At 34.2% G+C, this 16799-nt stretch carries 15 protein-coding genes; 12 read left to right on the forward strand and 3 right to left on the reverse strand.

The window, feature by feature from the left end:
* Positions 1-17 precede the first annotated feature (17 nt).
* From OMO38_RS19290 to OMO38_RS19325, 8 genes are all read left to right on the forward strand, one after another.
* Positions 18-758 carry a glycosyltransferase gene (locus OMO38_RS19290; protein WP_264751813.1) on the forward strand — a complete coding sequence of 247 codons (741 nt, stop codon included), beginning with the start codon at positions 18-20 and terminating at the stop codon, positions 756-758.
* Positions 759-781: 23 nt separating this feature from the next.
* Complete coding sequence (locus OMO38_RS19295; protein WP_264751814.1) at positions 782-1882, forward strand: glycosyltransferase family 4 protein; 1101 nt, start codon at positions 782-784, stop codon at positions 1880-1882.
* Positions 1879-3177 carry a hypothetical protein gene (locus OMO38_RS19300; protein WP_264751815.1) on the forward strand — a complete coding sequence of 433 codons (1299 nt, stop codon included), beginning with the start codon at positions 1879-1881 and terminating at the stop codon, positions 3175-3177. Before OMO38_RS19295 ends, OMO38_RS19300 begins: the two co-directional genes overlap by 4 nt.
* A gap of 22 nt (positions 3178-3199) precedes the next feature.
* Entirely contained in the window at positions 3200-4234 is a 1035-nt protein-coding gene (locus OMO38_RS19305; protein ID WP_264751816.1) for an acyltransferase family protein, read from the forward strand.
* Positions 4235-4441: 207 nt separating this feature from the next.
* Positions 4442-4987 (forward strand): dTDP-4-dehydrorhamnose 3,5-epimerase, encoded by a 546-nt coding sequence (rfbC, locus tag OMO38_RS19310; RefSeq protein WP_264751817.1) that lies wholly within the window; start codon positions 4442-4444, stop codon positions 4985-4987.
* Between the two features lie 135 nt (positions 4988-5122).
* On the forward strand, positions 5123-6472 hold the full coding sequence (locus OMO38_RS19315; RefSeq protein ID WP_264751818.1) for an exopolysaccharide biosynthesis polyprenyl glycosylphosphotransferase: 1350 nt from the start codon (positions 5123-5125) through the stop codon (positions 6470-6472).
* Positions 6473-6624: 152 nt separating this feature from the next.
* The gene (gene rimO, locus OMO38_RS19320) at positions 6625-7926 is read left to right on the forward strand and encodes a 30S ribosomal protein S12 methylthiotransferase RimO (RefSeq protein WP_264751819.1); all 1302 of its coding nucleotides are present in this window, start codon (positions 6625-6627) and stop codon (positions 7924-7926) included.
* 520 nt (positions 7927-8446) lie between these two features.
* Positions 8447-8818: a septal ring lytic transglycosylase RlpA family protein gene (locus OMO38_RS19325; RefSeq protein ID WP_263004180.1), complete on the forward strand. Its 372-nt coding sequence runs from the start codon at positions 8447-8449 to the stop codon at positions 8816-8818.
* Between the two features lie 58 nt (positions 8819-8876).
* Here OMO38_RS19325 and OMO38_RS19330 read toward each other — a convergent pair whose 3' ends face one another.
* From OMO38_RS19330 to porX, 3 genes are all read right to left on the reverse strand, one after another.
* Positions 8877-9641: an exodeoxyribonuclease III gene (locus tag OMO38_RS19330; protein WP_264751820.1), complete on the reverse strand. Its 765-nt coding sequence runs from the start codon at positions 9639-9641 to the stop codon at positions 8877-8879.
* Between the two features lie 33 nt (positions 9642-9674).
* Complete coding sequence (locus OMO38_RS19335) at positions 9675-10379, reverse strand: ribosomal protein L7/L12 (protein ID WP_264751821.1); 705 nt, start codon at positions 10377-10379, stop codon at positions 9675-9677.
* A 103-nt stretch (positions 10380-10482) separates the two neighbouring features.
* Entirely contained in the window at positions 10483-12027 is a 1545-nt protein-coding gene (gene porX / locus OMO38_RS19340) for a T9SS response regulator signal transducer PorX (RefSeq protein WP_264751822.1), read from the reverse strand.
* A gap of 255 nt (positions 12028-12282) precedes the next feature.
* Here porX and OMO38_RS19345 point away from each other — a divergent pair, with 255 nt between their 5' ends.
* The 4 genes from OMO38_RS19345 to lpxA all read left to right on the forward strand — a co-directional run bounded on the left by OMO38_RS19345 (position 12283) and on the right by lpxA (position 16789).
* The gene (locus OMO38_RS19345; protein ID WP_264751823.1) at positions 12283-13488 is read left to right on the forward strand and encodes an HD domain-containing protein; all 1206 of its coding nucleotides are present in this window, start codon (positions 12283-12285) and stop codon (positions 13486-13488) included.
* Positions 13489-13578: 90 nt separating this feature from the next.
* Positions 13579-14610, forward strand: coding sequence for a UDP-3-O-(3-hydroxymyristoyl)glucosamine N-acyltransferase (gene lpxD / locus OMO38_RS19350; RefSeq protein ID WP_264751824.1), 1032 nt, complete (start codon positions 13579-13581; stop codon positions 14608-14610).
* Entirely contained in the window at positions 14603-16000 is a 1398-nt protein-coding gene (locus tag OMO38_RS19355; RefSeq protein ID WP_264751825.1) for a bifunctional UDP-3-O-[3-hydroxymyristoyl] N-acetylglucosamine deacetylase/3-hydroxyacyl-ACP dehydratase, read from the forward strand. The genes lpxD and OMO38_RS19355 overlap by 8 nt, the downstream gene beginning before the upstream one ends.
* Complete coding sequence (lpxA, locus tag OMO38_RS19360; RefSeq protein ID WP_264751826.1) at positions 16001-16789, forward strand: acyl-ACP--UDP-N-acetylglucosamine O-acyltransferase; 789 nt, start codon at positions 16001-16003, stop codon at positions 16787-16789.
* Positions 16790-16799: the final 10 nt, after the last annotated feature.

A 16799-nucleotide genomic window follows, 5' to 3' on the forward strand; every position in this document is an offset into this window, starting at 1 on the left:
GATAAAAATAATGTTTAATGGTAAAAGTTAGCATTTGTATAGCAACTTACAATGGAGCAAAGTATATTGCAGAACAACTTCAGTCAATTTTAGATCAAATCGGTCAAAATGATGAAGTTATTATTTCTGATGATCACTCTACTGATGAGACAATCAATATTGTAAATAGTTTTAATGATGATAGGATTAAAATTTTTTACAATGAGGGTGAAAAAGGATATACAGCAAATTTTGAAAATTCTCTAAACCAAATATCAGGCGATTTAATTTTTTTATCTGATCAGGATGATATATGGTTACCCGGAAAATACAATGCAGTTGTTGCTTTGTTATCAACAAATGATTTGGTTGTAACCAATTCAATGGTAACTGATGAAAAATTGAACATCATTAACGAATCTTTTTTTTCAATATATAATTCAGGAAGCGGAATACTGAAAAACCTGGTTTGCAACACATATTATGGTTCTTGTATGGCATTTAATAAAAAAGTTCTAAATAATTCTCTTCCATTTCCTAAAAACAAAGTAATAGGGTTTGATATATGGATTGGTTTCGTGGCTGAAATAACTGGAAAAGTCCAATTTATAAAAGAGCCTTATTTGCTGTATAGAAGATCAGACTTTACGGTGACCGAATTAGGAAACTTATTATCTCGAAGCAAAAGGTCCCTGTTTTTTAAAATATACAAAAGAATAATTATATTGATAAACATCAGTATATTTAGTTTGAAATTTAAATTAAATATTAAAAAGTAATTTTTAATTCTAAAAAAGAAAATATGAAAGTGGCTCTTGTTCAGGACTGGCTTACGGAATTAGGTGGCGCTGAAAAAGTCTTCAGGCAAATATATAATCTCTATCCTGATGCAGATATCTACACGCTTGTTTACGACAAAAATGTTTTAGACGAATTGAAGATTAAAGAATCAAAAGTAAAAGCGTCTTTCATTCAAAATCTTCCCTTTTCAAAGAAACATTACAGAAATTATCTGCCGTTTTTCTCACTTGCCATAGAAACTTTTGATTTGTCAGCGTACGATCTTGTAATAAGCTCATCATACTGTGTTGCTAAAGGAGTTCTTACACATTCAAGACAAAAGCATATCTGTTATTGCCACTCACCGGTAAGATACGCCTGGGATTTGCATTATCAATATTTAAAAGAAGCAAAATTACAAACAGGAATTAAAGGTTTTATAGTTAAATATTTTTTGCACAAGCTAAGAATATGGGATATTGCATCGCTTAATAGAGTAGATCAATTTGTCAGCAATTCGGAGTATATTAAGCAAAGAATTAAAAAAGTGTATAACAGAGAAGCTGTCACAATTTATCCGCCTGTTAATACTGGAGATTTTGAATGTTTTCATAAGAAAGAAAATTTTTATTTTACATGTTCGAGAATGGTTCCATATAAAAAAATTGATTTAATTGTTAAAGCGTTTTCCATGATGCCTGATAAAAAATTAATCGTCATTGGTACAGGACCTGATTACAAAAAGATAAAAAAAATAGCAACATCAAACATAATTCTCTTAGGATATCAATCTTTTCCGGTTCTCAAAGATTACATGCAGAGAGCAAGAGCTTTTGTTTTTGCTGCAGAAGAAGATTTTGGAATAGTACCTATTGAAGCCCAGGCTGCAGGAACTCCTGTTATTGCATATGGCAGGGGGGGTGTTTTAGAAACCGTAAAAGAAGGTGAGACAGGCATCTTTTTTAAAGAGCAGAATGAGGAGTCATTAATTAAAGCAGTTGAAGAGTTTGAAAGTTTAGAACAAACTTTTAATTCACTCACTACATCCGCAAATGCTGAGCGATTTAGTTCTGTATTATTCGATGATAAATTTAGACTAATTGTAGAAAAATCTCTTTTATGATCAATATTAGTTTTATTAAAGGGAAGAAATATCCACTCTTATTGTTCTTATTTTTATCTCTTTTTATTCAATGCCAGAGTAATATAGAGTCAGTATCAGTGAATGTCAGTCTTTTAAAGCCTGTGAAAAATGTCAAATCTCTTTCTGGGTTTTTGCATTATACAAATATTAATAAATTAGAAGAAAGTATAAAGCAACTGAAACCAAAATATTGGAGAATTGGTACTTTTTATAAATCACCAGATGATATAAAGCTTCTTAGAAAATACAATATAACACCTGTGGTCGTTATTAGTGATCTGTATAGCTACCCGGGAAAAAAAAATAACAAAGATTGGCCTCATCCATTAAAGACTGACAAATTAGAAAGCTTGGTAAAAGATTTATACAGTCAGTTAGGTACTACTGTTATATACGATATTTGGAACGAACCTTATCACCAAGCAGCTTCTGGAGATTTTGATCAAGATGAATTTTATAAAATTTTTAAAAAAGCAAATGACCTTATAAGATCACAACCTGGAGGTAAAAATGCCATCATTACAGGACCGTCTTTTGATCATTATAACGAAAAGGAGATGGAAGGCTTTTTAAAATATTGTAATGATAATGGAATTGTCATTAATGTTTTAAATTGGCACGAATGGAGATCAGGTGAAGAGCTGAAAGATCTGAAGAAAGATATGGATCGTTTAAAAAATGTTATATTACCTAAATATCCTAAAGTCAAGGTTGATAAAATTATGTTGTACGAAATTATCAATCAATGGATTCAATTTTCTCCTTCTGAAATCTTGCAGGTATTTAAAATTTTGGAAGAAAATAATATTGACGGAGCCTGCAAAGGTTGTTGGGCAGAAAGTAATGGTGTTTCAAACTGCGAAAATTCTCTCAATGGCTTATTAGACCAAAACGGACGCCCAAGAGCTGCCTGGTGGGGATACAAATATTATGTCCAAAGTACAACGAATAGAGTAAAATCGGTGACAAACTTTAGTAATCTCGTAAGTTTTGCATCCTACAGTACTGAAAGTGTATCTATTGTCTTAGCTAATAATAGTGAAAAGAATATTCTCAATACAGGTTTGGTGGTAAATGATACAAACTCGCTTAAATTTTTAAAAAATCTAAAAAATGTCAAAATTAAAATTTTTGAAATACCGGATACAGGGGAAAGGGAATTAGTAAATCCACTACCAATTTTATCAAAAACAGTTAAAGTGTCTAAGAATATCTTTTTTAATATTCCTGTTATGAAACCTAAAACTGTTTACTATATGATTTTTGAAAAATAAATCTAATAACGCTACTAATTAAATGATTAAACAAAGAATTGAATATTTAGATTCTGCTCGGGGAATGGCTTCATTATCAGTATTGATTTTTCATTCTGTTCTTGCCTTCAGTTCAACAGATATATACATGGGCGGGATCAATTTCTTTTTCGAAAAATATTTTGATCTGGGTAAAATAGCGGTTATAGTTTTCTTTCTGATAAGTGGTTTTGTAATTCCGTTCAGTATAAAGGGCGAGGATAAGTCGAAAGCAATAAAAGGTTTTATAATATCCAGATTTTTCAGGCTATATCCTGTGTATTGGTTGTCAGTGCTCATGGGATATTTAATCATAGGTAATGTTTCCTCTCTTGAATTTATAGTTAATTTTACGATGCTTCAGCAATTTCTTGGTTTCAAAAATATAATAGGATTATACTGGACACTGCAAATTGAGATGATTTTTTATTTTCTGGTTGTCTTGGTTTTTATTTTAAACTGGCTTGGGAATATTAAAAAGGAATTTATGCTTTCCCTAGTTTTTCTGTTCTTAGCTTTAGTTATGGCTTATTTCAGATTTGAACTGGATATTAAACTTCCAGTTGCCATACCGTTATCTCTATCACTTATGTTTTTTGGAGCGTACTACAGAACATTAGCTTTATTTGACAATCCGAAAGCTGAAAAATTGACTAAAATTTACTGCTTGTTATATTTTATTTTGATTCCCATTATTTGTGTTTTAGGGTATAACAAGGAAATGGGTTTCAATGAGAGTTGGTACAAATATACGATCACATATTTTTCAGGAATCACCCTGTTTTTTTTAATTGGAAAATACAGACTTAGTAATTTTTATACAGAATATTTGGGAAAAATCAGCTATTCTCTCTATCTTTTTCATCCAATTATTATTTACGTACTGCAAAAAATTGATTTTCAAATTCCTTTAAATGGATATTTAAAATTAATTATCACTCTGATTATAACAATACTGTTCTCTCATTATTCTTATGCATTTATCGAAAATCCATCAATAAATTATGGGAAAAAATTAAAAAAAATATTATCGAAATAATAAAAAAAATTAAATCTTGATTTATAAAGATGCCCAGTTATATTATTTACTTTTGTACTTTTAAAAATTAACAGTAACCAAAACTACAGGAGGCATCAAGATAATGTTTGTTGAGTTATGATAATAAGAATAAAAAATTTTCAGCAAGAAGCTAAAGGTAATTTTTAAAGAGAATTAAATAGTGATCAGATAATATAGATAAGGATTATGAAGATAAAAGAAACACCACTTAAAGACTGTTACATTATTGAGCCAACCATTTTTGAGGACGATAGAGGATATTTTTATGAGAAATTTAATGAACAGAGATTCGGGCAGTTGACGGGAATGAATGGTCATTTTGTGCAGGACAATATTTCAAAATCCAGCTATGGTGTGCTTAGAGGTCTTCACTTACAAAAAGGAGATAAGGCTCAGGCTAAATTGGTGTCTTGTTTAGAAGGGAAGGTGTTAGATGTAGCAGTTGATCTAAGAGAGGACTCACCAACATTCGGGAAATGGTTTTCCATAGAACTGACAGATGAGAATAAGCTGCAGCTGTATGTTCCGAGAGGTTTTGGGCATGGCTTTTCTGTTCTCAGCGAAACGGCCGTATTTTCTTATAAATGTGATAATTTTTACGATAAAGAATCTGAAGGTGGCGTGGTTTGGAATGATACAGATCTTAATATAGATTGGCAGCTGCCCGCAGATGATATCCTTCTCTCGGATAAAGATAAAGTTTTACCTGCATTTCATTTAAAAAATTTTTAATACATTCGGAATCTGATAACGGTTGATAATCCTAATTTTTAGTCTTAATTGATCTTATGTGGTAAATTCAAAATAAGAGCGATAATTGCAGTATTTATGTTAGTTTATTTGTTAAAACATTTACCCAAAATTTTTTTGATAGGAGATTATATTATCATCAATCTTTTTTTCTTTGTCGGTAAACTGTATTTTTTTGAATTTAATGACAGAGATTATGCACAGGATTTTAAAGCCCATTTCATTCTTCTCAATATCTCATGGTTAGTCATAACCATTATTACAAAACCTTATAAAAGCCTTACAATTAACGAATCGTCGCTGCATTTCAATGCATTGACGAAGTCATTTATATTATTGATCATTACTTCTTTAGTTTATCTCAACCTGATTTTCTCTGTCGAGATTGATTATAGAAACATGATTGTTTACTTTCTTCTGGTCGGGTTTTTTATGACTTTAACAAGATTTCTTCTCTTTTTATTTCGAAAAAAAATCAGATTTAAATTAGGACAGAAGTCACTTTACTTTAATACCGTTCTCGTTGGCGAAAACAGTTTGGCAACGTCGTTACTGTCTAATCAGAATTTGAGGAGATTAATGGGGATCAGAGGATCTTACACGCAGGACACTACCGAAACAAAAAATAAATATTTGGGTGGAATTGATCAGTTATTTGACGATTTAGAAAACACCAAAATCAGCAGTATTATTTTTTGTGATGATAATATTGATGTCGAACTGTACAAGAAAATTGTAGATGTAGCTGAACATAAGATGATAAGAATCTATATGGTTCCTGGTTTTAAATACGTCAATTTAGGACCGTATTATTTAGATGTTATCCATGAGGTTCCTTTTCTTAAATTATTGCGAGAGCCTCTGTCAAATCCAAAAAAGCAAATTTTAAAACGTTCATTCGATGTCGGGTTTTCACTTTTTGTGATGATATTTCTTTTATCGTGGCTCATACCTGTAATTGCACTTATTATTAAACTCGAGAGTAACACCTCTGTATTTTTTCTCCAAAAAAGATCCGGACTTAATAATGAGACATTCAATTGCATTAAATTCAGAAGTATGGCAGTCAATAAAAATGCTGATCTTGAAACTGCATCGAAAAACGATCCGAGAGTGACAAAATTTGGTGCATTTATGAGAAAGACCAGCATCGATGAGCTGCCACAGTTTATTAATGTTTTTCTTGGTGAGATGTCCATCGTCGGGCCCAGACCGCATATGGTTTCACAGACCGAGATGTATTCTAAAATCACCAAAAAATATATGACCAGACATATCGTGAAACCTGGAATCACAGGTTGGGCACAGGTAATGGGTTCGAGAGGAGAGATATTTTCTCATCAAGATATGGAGAGACGTATTGAGAAAGATATTTGGTACATTCAGAATTGGTCATTTTTTTTAGATATAAAAATTATCTTTTTAACTCTATACAATATATTAAAAGGAGACGAACAGGCGTACTAGCTATCAGTATTTATCGAAAACATATTCATCAGGCAAATTATTGCGTAAGTAAATTCCTCAGATGAAAACTGTAACCACTTATTTATAAGTGGTTTTAATATGTTCAGGATACAGATTTATATTTTGTATCTTTGCACACTCAAAATAGAAAGATGCGTACAAAATCTGTAGGAAAGAAGAAAATAAATATTGTAACCCTTGGTTGTTCCAAGAACGTTTACGATTCAGAAGTTTTGATGAGTCAGCTTAAAGCCAATGGCAAAGAGGTGGTGCATGAAGACAGAGGAGATATTGTGGTGATCAACACCTGCGGATTTATTGATAACGCAAAGGAAGAGTCTATTAATACTATTCTTGACTATGTAGAAGCTAAGAACAGAGGAGAAGTTGAGAAGGTTTTTGTTACAGGTTGTCTTTCAGAAAGATATAAGCCAGATTTGATCAAAGAAATTCCGGATGTTGACCAATATTTTGGAACCAGAGATTTACCTATATTACTTAAGCATTTAGGCGCCGACTACAAACATGAATTGGTAGGAGAACGTTTGACGACGACACCAAAGCATTATGCCTACCTTAAAATTTCTGAAGGTTGCGACAGACCGTGTTCTTTCTGTGCAATTCCATTAATGAGAGGTGGCCACGTTTCTACACCGATTGAAAAATTGGTGAAGGAAGCTCAGAAACTGGCGAAGGTTGGAGTTAAAGAATTGATCTTAATTGCTCAGGATTTGACTTACTACGGTTTAGATATTTATAAGAAAAGAGCATTGGCAGAACTTCTGAAAGAACTGGTGAAAGTTGATGGAATTGATTGGATTCGTCTTCACTATGCTTTCCCAAGCGGTTTCCCGGAAGATGTTTTAGATATTATCAGAGAGGAGCCAAAAGTATGTAACTATATAGATATTCCGCTTCAGCATATCAATTCAGATTTATTGAAATCGATGAAGCGTGGAACCACACATGAGAAAACAAATGCTCTGTTAGATAAGTTCAGAGAAAAAGTTCCAGATATGGCGATCAGGACTACATTAATCGTTGGTTATCCAGGTGAAACTGAAGAGAGATTTCAGGAGCTTAAGGATTGGGTAAGAGAGCAGAAATTTGACAGATTGGGATGTTTTACCTATTCTCATGAAGAAAATACAGGAGCTTATGTTTTGGAAGACGACATTCCACAGGAAGTGAAAGAAGCCAGAGTAGAGGAGATTATGGAACTTCAGTCGCAGATTTCTTGGGAGAAAAACCAAACGAAGATCGGACAGGTTTATAAATGTGTTTTCGACAGAAAAGAAGGAAATTATTTCGTTGGAAGAACAGAGTATGATTCTCCGGATGTTGATAACACCGTTTTGGTACCTGCCGAAAATACATATATCTCAATAGGTGACTTTGCCAATGTAAAGATTACTTCTGCTGAGGAGTTTGATCTGTATGGCGAACTTCTTTAAAGAATAAAAAGAAATAGAATAAAACCAATGATTAATCATTGGTTTTATTTTTTGATAAAGTTTCATGGCATTCTTGATTTGATAATGATAAATATAGAAACGTCGTTTAGATTAAAACAAATTACCTTTCACAAAGATTGAGACAGGAATAATCAAAACAAAATGAATGGTTTTGTCTACCTATTAAATTCATCAATGATGTTTTTCTAAAGAAAGAAAAGTTTAGATTTTGAGAAAATATGTATTGATTTTATAAAAATTTGTGATTTTTAATATATTCATTATCAAATAATTAAAAACAATATACGTCTTTAAACAGCCTTAAAGCAGTTAAATCCATTAACTTTTAGGTGTTTTTTTTAACGTTTTTTAACATAGCTACTTAAAACCCCTGATAATAGGAAGTTACAGCTTTGATTAAGATAATTTTAACTTTTAATTAAGACTTGTTAACGTTTAGAATAGGTGAGTAAAAAGTTTCAGTATACTTTTGCCCTGTCAAACAATAAAATAATTCAAAATGATGAAAAGATTCATTCTCGTAATCATAATGATGATTTCAACACTAGGTGTTTATTCTTTCAAGAATAATGCCGAAGATGCGAAGAAAACAAGTTATGCGTCGTATTACCACGACAAGTTTAATGGTAAAAAAACAGCAAGCGGAGAAGTTTTTAATAATTCAAAACTAACTGCAGCACACAGAACGCTTCCTTTTGGAACCGAAATTAAGGTAACCAATCTGAACAATGGAGAAGAGGTAATTGTAACGATTAATGATAGAGGGCCTTTTCATTCTTCAAGAGCTTTAGATATGTCTAAAGCAGCGTTCGATGAAATCGGGGGAACACAGAAAGGTATTATCCCGGTAGAGTACGAAATTGTCGATTAAATTTAATACGATTCTTAAAATTAAAATAAAGCCAGCTGATTCAGCTGGCTTTATTGTTTTAAATATTCACTTCGATCAGTGCAGGACAGTGATCAGAATGCACAGCTTCCTTTAATATCACTGCTCTGGTAAGTTTATCCTTCAAAGAATATGAGGCGAAATTATAATCCAGTCTCCATCCTTTATTATTGGCTCTGGAATTCTGTCGGTAGCTCCACCAGGTATAATGATCCGGTTCGTTATTAAAATACCTGAAACTGTCTATCAGTTCGCATTCATTAATAAAATCGGTCATCCATTCTCGCTCCATCGGTAGAAAGCCTGAAGTGTTTTTCAAACCGACCGGATTGTGGATGTCAATCGCTTCATGGCAGATATTAAAATCTCCCGAAATAATGAGATTCGGGATTTCTTTCTTTAAATTTTTTATGTACTCTAAAAAGTCATGACAGAACTGCATTTTAAATTCCAGCCTTTCGATGTTGGATGCAGACGGCACATATACTGATATTACAGAATATCCATCAAAATCCGCACGAATGATTCTGCCTTCGTTATCATAGCTTTCAATTCCGCAACCGTACTCTACATGATGAGGTTTTGTTTTCGAAGCGATTCCGACGCCGCTGTAACCTTTTCTTACAGCCGAATGCCAGTAACTGTGATATCCTATTTTTTCAAGGCTTTCAATGTCTATTTGATCGTTTCCGGCTTTGCTTTCCTGTATACAGATAATATCGGGGTCAGCGGTTTTCAGCCAGCCCAGGAAATCTTTTGTAAAAGCGGCTCTGATGCCGTTGACGTTGTAGGTAATTAATTTCATATTCAGTTAAATAATCAAATTGCTGATGCGGTTTTATATTTCAGTTTTAAAATAGAAAAAATAGAGAACTAACATAATCATGCAAAATACGATGAAAAATAAAATCCATTTTCCCGACGAGCTGCTTTCTACATATAGTGTGCTTTGCCTGTTAGAAGTTGGATATTTTCCATCCAGAAAATCAGCTTCATATTTGAGAAGTTCCGGCTTATTACCAAGCATCTTTTTTGATTTTTCCCAATCGGGATCATTCGGATAAACTATTTTCTCGGCGTTGTTGCCCTCTTTCATTTTTACGGTAACGATACCGTTTACATTGGTCATATGCACACTAATGTGATCGAATCGAGTCATTGATCCAGGATTGAAACTTCTTTCGCCATTTTCAAAACTTTCCACAAAGTTTTTGGCATTCAGCAGATCCATATCCGTAGTGTCACAAACCAGTTTCACGGCTTCCAGTTTTTTATTTTGCTGCAGAAGCTGACGAATGTTTTCCTCTAAACTTTTGCTGCCTGAAATTTCTTCATGAAGATCGAGATTGGTTTTTCCAAAACTACTATTAATGTTGAAATCTTTATTCAAGAGATTATCCACTAGTTCTTTCGATTCTTTCAGACCTAATCCTGTTGCATCTCTTACTGTTTTGATCGCCTCAATCATTTTGTCCTGCCGAATCAGTTCCTGTACCTGCAGAAGAATGTTGTGCTTTTGTAATATAGTTTCGTGATCTGTCATTGTAAAACGTGATTTCGCATTCGTGTACTAAAATACAAAAAATCGGGCGGAAAAAATCTTAGATTTTTTCCGCCCGAGCCCAAAATAATAACTATGAAAAAAACTATTTAGGTTCTAAAATACTGATTGGAATTATACATTCCTCGAGAGAAATTCCACCATGTTGGTAAGTCTCTTTATAATAATTTACAAAATGATTGTAATTTTTTGGGTATGCTAAAAAGATATTGTTCTTGGCAAAAATATATTTCGAACTTAAATTCCCTTTCGGCAAAAATATCTTTTCAGGGTTAGTGACTGCCCAAACATCTTTATCATCGTACGTTAAACTTTTTCCGGTTTTGTAACGGATGTTGGTTGACGTTTCTCTGTCACCCACCACACGGCTTGGTTTTTTAACGTAAACAGTGCCATGATCCGTTGTAATGACGAGTTTATAACCGCTTTCCGCAGCCAGTTTGATAATCTTAATTAAAGATGAATTCTCAAACCAGTTTGAAGTCAGGGAACGGAAAGTCTTATCATCCCTGATTAATTGGTCAACAATATGGTTATCTGTTTTTGCATGAGACAGAATATCAATAAAATTGTAAACGATAACTAAAAGATCATTATTCTTATGCTGATTAAAATCTTCGTAGATTTTTTTCTCAAAATCAGCATTCAGCACTTTTAGATATTTCATTGATTTAGAATTTAAACCAATTCTTTTCATTTGATCTTCTAAGAAATCACGCTCGTACTCATTTTTATTTCCTTCTTCATTATCGTTAAACCATTTATCTGGAAAACGTTTCTCAATTTCTGAGGGAAGCATTCCTGCAAAAAATGAATTTCTTGCATACTGAGTTGCTGTTGGAAGAATACTGTAATAATAATCTTCTGAAACTTTATTGTAATATTTAGTGAACAGAGGTTCTATTACTTTCCACTGATCATATCTTAAATTATCAACCATCAGGAGAAGAACCTTATCCTTGTCAACTTCAGGTTTTACTTTATCTCTGAACAATGTATGGCTCATTAATGGTTTGTCATTTCCATTCAACCAGTCTTCATAATTGTTTTCGATAAATTTAGCGAACTGAATGTTAGCTTCCTCTTTTTGAGACTGCAGCAGATCTGCAAATTCGTTGTCGGCAACTTTATCAAATTTCAGTTCCCAGTTGACGATCTTTTTATAGTATTCTGCCCAATCCTGATACGTTCTGAGATAAGAAAGTTCCATAGACAGATTTCTGAATTCCTGCTGATATTGAAGAATCGTCTTCTGCTCTACAAGATTGTCCTGCTGAAGATTTTTCTTTAATGATAATAAGATTTGATTTGGGTTTACCGGCTTCAGGATATAATCTGCGATCTGAGAACCGATTGCTTCTTCCATAATGTGCTCCTCTTCACTTTTTGTAACCATAACGATTTTCAGGGAACTGTCTTTCTCCTTAATCATTGGTATCGCTTCAAGTCCGGAAATCCCGGGCATGTTTTCGTCAATAAGCGTCAATGCAAATTTTTCTGAATCTATCAATTCTAAAGCCTCGTTCACATTATTCACTGGAGTTACATGGTAACCCTTCTTTTCTAAAAATACGATATGAGGTTTGAGTAAATCTATTTCATCATCGATCCATAATATCTTTTCTGACATAAAAGTTTAATTTTTCTATGGTTATTGTATCAAAATTGCGACCAAAGGCCTTTTATAAAAGCCAAATTGAGACGTTCAAAAGTTAAATCTTAGTTAAAGATTTACAGCTTTTAAATTTATAATATGTGGTATGAAGATACTTCAAAAACTTGAGTATTTAAAGCATTATGAATAAAAATTCATTCGATTAAATTTTGCAATTTTCTTTGAATTGAGTTTAATACCTTAATTTTGCATCTCTCACAGTATATTTCTATGCAGAATAAGCTTAAAATTATCAACGATCCTGTTCACGGTTTTATTAAAATTCCTCACGAAATTTTATTCGATATTATAGAACATCCTTATTTTCAGAGGTTAAGAAGAATCTCGCAGACCGGACTTTTGAATTTAATCTTTCCAGGAGCAACGCATACAAGATTTCATCATGCCTTAGGAGCAATGCATCTGATGTTTACTGCATTGGAAACTTTAAAGCAGAAAGGAATTCAGATTTCTGAAGAGGAGGAGAAAGGTGCTATGTTGGCCATTCTGATGCATGATATTGGGCACGGCCCGTTTTCACATGCGCTGGAAAATATGCTGATGGATGACTGGCACCACGAAAATCTTTCTTTATTATTAATGAACAGATTGAATGACGAATTTAACGGGCAACTTTCAACGGCAATCGAAATGTTTCAGGGAAAATATCACCGAAAGTTTTTTAATCAGTTGATCAGCTCGCAGTTAGATGTTGACCGTCTGGATTATTTGAAAAGAGACAGTTTTTTTACCGGAGTTTCTGAGGGAAATGTAAATACCCAGAGAATCATTTCGATGATGAATGTTTGTGAAGACGAATTGGTGATTGACGCAAAAGGTGTATATTCAATTGAAAACTTTCTGACCGCAAGAATGTTCATGTACTGGCAGGTGTACTATCACAAAACATCGGCTTTGGCGGAATTTATTCTGGTGAAAATTTTACAAAGAGCGAAATATTTGGCTTCGCAGGGAGTAGATTTACCGGCAACTGAGAATTTAAAGTACTTTCTGAATCGCGGAAAAAGTGAAGAAACCGATGAAGATGTGCAAAGATTTACTCAAATGGATGATAATGATATTATTCATGCGATGAAATTATGGCAGGGTTCAGACGACTTTATTCTCTCGTATTGGTGTCAGTGTGTTATCCAGAGAAACCTTCCGAAAACAATCATTTCGTCACAGCCCTTTGATCCGAAATTTGTTGAAGAAAAAATAAAAAGTACCAACGAATTTTTAGGAATAGATAACGCTCACGAACTTGTACACGAGATTGAAAGAACGCTGCTGCCCTACAATACAGACAAACAGCCTATTTATTTATTGCAGAAAAGTGGACAAATTCTCAGACTTGACGAGTCGGAAGATCAGCTTTTATCTGGATTGATCACCAATAAAACGACACGCTATATTCTCACTTTTCCCAGACGTTAGGGAGTTTGGTTTTCTTAAAGAATATTAAAATCTATATTCCTCAAACTAAAAAATGTTGGTGAATAATAGAATTTGTTATCTTTGCAGAATATGGAATTCACAGCTTCGCAAATTGCGAGTTTTATTGACGGAAAAATTATAGGTGATGAAAACGCGCTTATAACAGGAGTTTCACCTATTGAAAGTGGGGAAACCGGGCATCTTTCTTTTATTGCCCAAGAGCGTTTTTCGCACCATTTAGATACTTCAAATTGTTCCGTTCTGATAGTTTCGGAAAATATTTTAACCAAAGACAGTTACAATCAAACCATTATTGCTGTAAAAGATGCCTATCTTTCTTTTCAGGTTCTGATGAATTTATATCAGGAAATGCAGGGAAGAAAAGAAGGCGTTGAAGACGGTGCTTCTATTCACGAAACTGCTGTGGTGGGTGATAAAGCATATGTAGGGGCGTTCACGTATGTTTCTGAGAAAGCCAAAATTGGGGAAGGATCACAGATTTATCCTCAGGTGTATATCGGAAAAGGAGTAAAAATCGGTAAGAATTGTAAGATTGACAGTGGTGCCAGAATTTATGATTACTGCATTATCGGAGATAACTGCGTCATTCATTCCAATACTGTGATTGGTGGCGACGGTTTCGGTTTTCAGCCTACGCCTGAAGGATTCAAAAAAATTCCTCAACTGGGTAATGTGATTATTGAGGATGACGTTGAAATCGGTTCAAACTGTAGCATTGACAGAGCAACAATCGGTTCAACAGTAATCGGGAAAGGAACAAAAATCGATAATCTGATTCAGATTGCCCATAACGTGAAAATCGGACAGAACAACGTGATCGCTTCACAGACAGGTATCGCAGGATCTACAATTGTAGGTGACTGGAACCAGATCGGTGGACAGGTGGGCATCGTAGGACACATAAAAATTGGAAGTCAGGTGAAAATTCAGGCACAGAGTGGTGTGAATTCTCATGTGAACGATAAAGAAACAGTTTACGGTTCGCCGGCGATCAGCTATAACGACTATCTTAGAAGTTACGTTCATTTCAGGAATCTTCCTGAACTCGTAAAAAGAATAAATAATCTTGAGAATAACTCAAAAGATCAAACTAATGAGTGATATGCAAAAAACACTTCAGGAAGAGGTTACTCTTTCCGGAATTGGCCTTCATACTGGTAAAGAAGTAAAATTGACCATCAAACCTGCTAAAGAAAATACAGGTTTCATCTTCGTAAGAACAGATCTTGAGGGTCATCCTCAGGTTGAAGCTGATGTAAACTACGTTGTAGCAACAGAAAGAGGAACAACTCTTGAAAAGTTAGGCGTTAAAATCAACACTTGCGAGCATCTTTTAGCAGCATTGGTAGGTTGCGACATCGACAATGCTTATTTGGAGATGGATGCTTCAGAACCACCAATTCTAGATGGTTCTTCTAAGTTTTTCGTAGAAGCAATCGAAAGCGTAGGGATTGTAGAACAGAAACTTGCCAGAGAATATCTGGTTGTAAAAGAAGTTTTAAGCTACAGCGATCCTGCTACCGGTTCAGAGATTACCATTATCCCTTCAGATAATTACGAAATTACAACAATGGTAGATTTTGGGACTAAAGTTTTAGGAACTCAAAATGCTACTTTAAAAAATATTTCAGAGTTTAAAGAAGAAATTTCTTCAGCAAGAACATTCAGCTTTTTACATGAATTAGAAATGCTTTTAGATCACGGTTTGATCAAAGGTGGAGATATTTCTAATGCCATCGTGTATGTTGATAAAGATCTCACTGCAGAAACAACAGAAAAATTAAAGAAAGCCTTCGGTAAAGATCACGTTGCGATCAGACCAAACGGTATTCTTGATAATTTAACTCTAAACTATCCCAACGAAGCTGCAAGACACAAATTACTTGATGTAATCGGTGATTTAGCTTTATGTGGAGTTAAAATTAAAGGTAAGATAATTGCCAATAAGCCGGGACATTTTGTAAATACACAGTTTGCTAAAAAACTGAACCGTCATTGGAAATTGCAGAAAAAGAAAAACGTTCCTGATTTTGACTTAAATAAAGAACCGGTTTTTGACATCAACGGAATTATGAGGTTGATGCCTCACAGACCACCGTTTTTGTTGATTGACAAGATTCTTGAACTGTCAGATTCTCATGTGGTTGGTCTAAAGAATGTGACGATGAATGAGCCTTTCTTCGTAGGTCACTTTCCGAAAGAGCCGGTAATGCCGGGAGTTTTACAGGTTGAAGCGATGGCACAGACGGGTGGTATTTTGGTGTTGGCAAGTGTGCCGGATCCTGAAAACTATTCTACCTACTTTATCAAAATGGATAAAGTGAAATTCAAAAGAAAAGTAGTTCCTGGGGACACGATGATTTTCAAAATTGAATTGATTGAACCAATAAGAAGAGGGATCGTGCACATGCAGGGTTACGGATATGTTGGTGACACGATAGCAGTAGAAGCTGAGCTAATGGCTCAGGTTGCAAAAAATAAAGTTGAGTAAATGATTCATCAATTAGCCGCCGTTGATAAACGTGCAAAAATCAGTAAAAATGTAATTGTAGAGCCTTTTACTACCATTGCAGGTGATGTGGAAATAGGTGAAGGTACCTGGATTGGATCTAACGTGACGATCATGGATGGTGCAAGAATCGGGAAAAACTGCAGGATTTTCCCTGGTACAGTAATTTCCGCAATTCCTCAGGATCTGAAATTTGATGGTGAAGATACTCAGACCATTATTGGTGATGATACAACCATCAGAGAATGTGTCACTGTAAACAGAGGTACAAAAGCTTTAGGTTACACTAAGATTGGCAGCAACTGTCTGATAATGGCGACTTCTCATATTGCGCATGACTGTGTATTGGGTGATCACGTAATCATCGTTAACGGTTGCGGTATTGCAGGGCATGTGGAGATTGGTGATTTTACGGTGATGGGTGGCTTAAGTGCTGTTCACCAGTTTGGAAAAATTGGGAAGCATGTGATGATTTCAGGAGGAACTTTGGTGAGAAAAGATATTCCGCCGTATGTAAAAGTAGCGCGCGAGCCTATGTCTTATGCGGGAATCAATTCTGTCGGTTTAAGAAGAAGAGGTTTTACCAATGATAAAATCTTTGAAATTCAAAAAATTTACAGAGCGATTTTTCAGATGAAAATGAATGTTTCTCAGGCCGTTTCTCACATCGAAAAAGAAATGCTTCCAACAGCTGAAAGAGATGAAATTCTACAGTTCATTCAAAATTCTCCTAGAGGTATCGTTAAAGGGTACGGAACGGGGAAAGAATAATTTAAAATTA

Source organism: Chryseobacterium kimseyorum, from assembly GCF_025971945.1.
Taxonomy (GTDB): Bacteria; Bacteroidota; Bacteroidia; order Flavobacteriales; family Weeksellaceae; genus Chryseobacterium; species Chryseobacterium kimseyorum.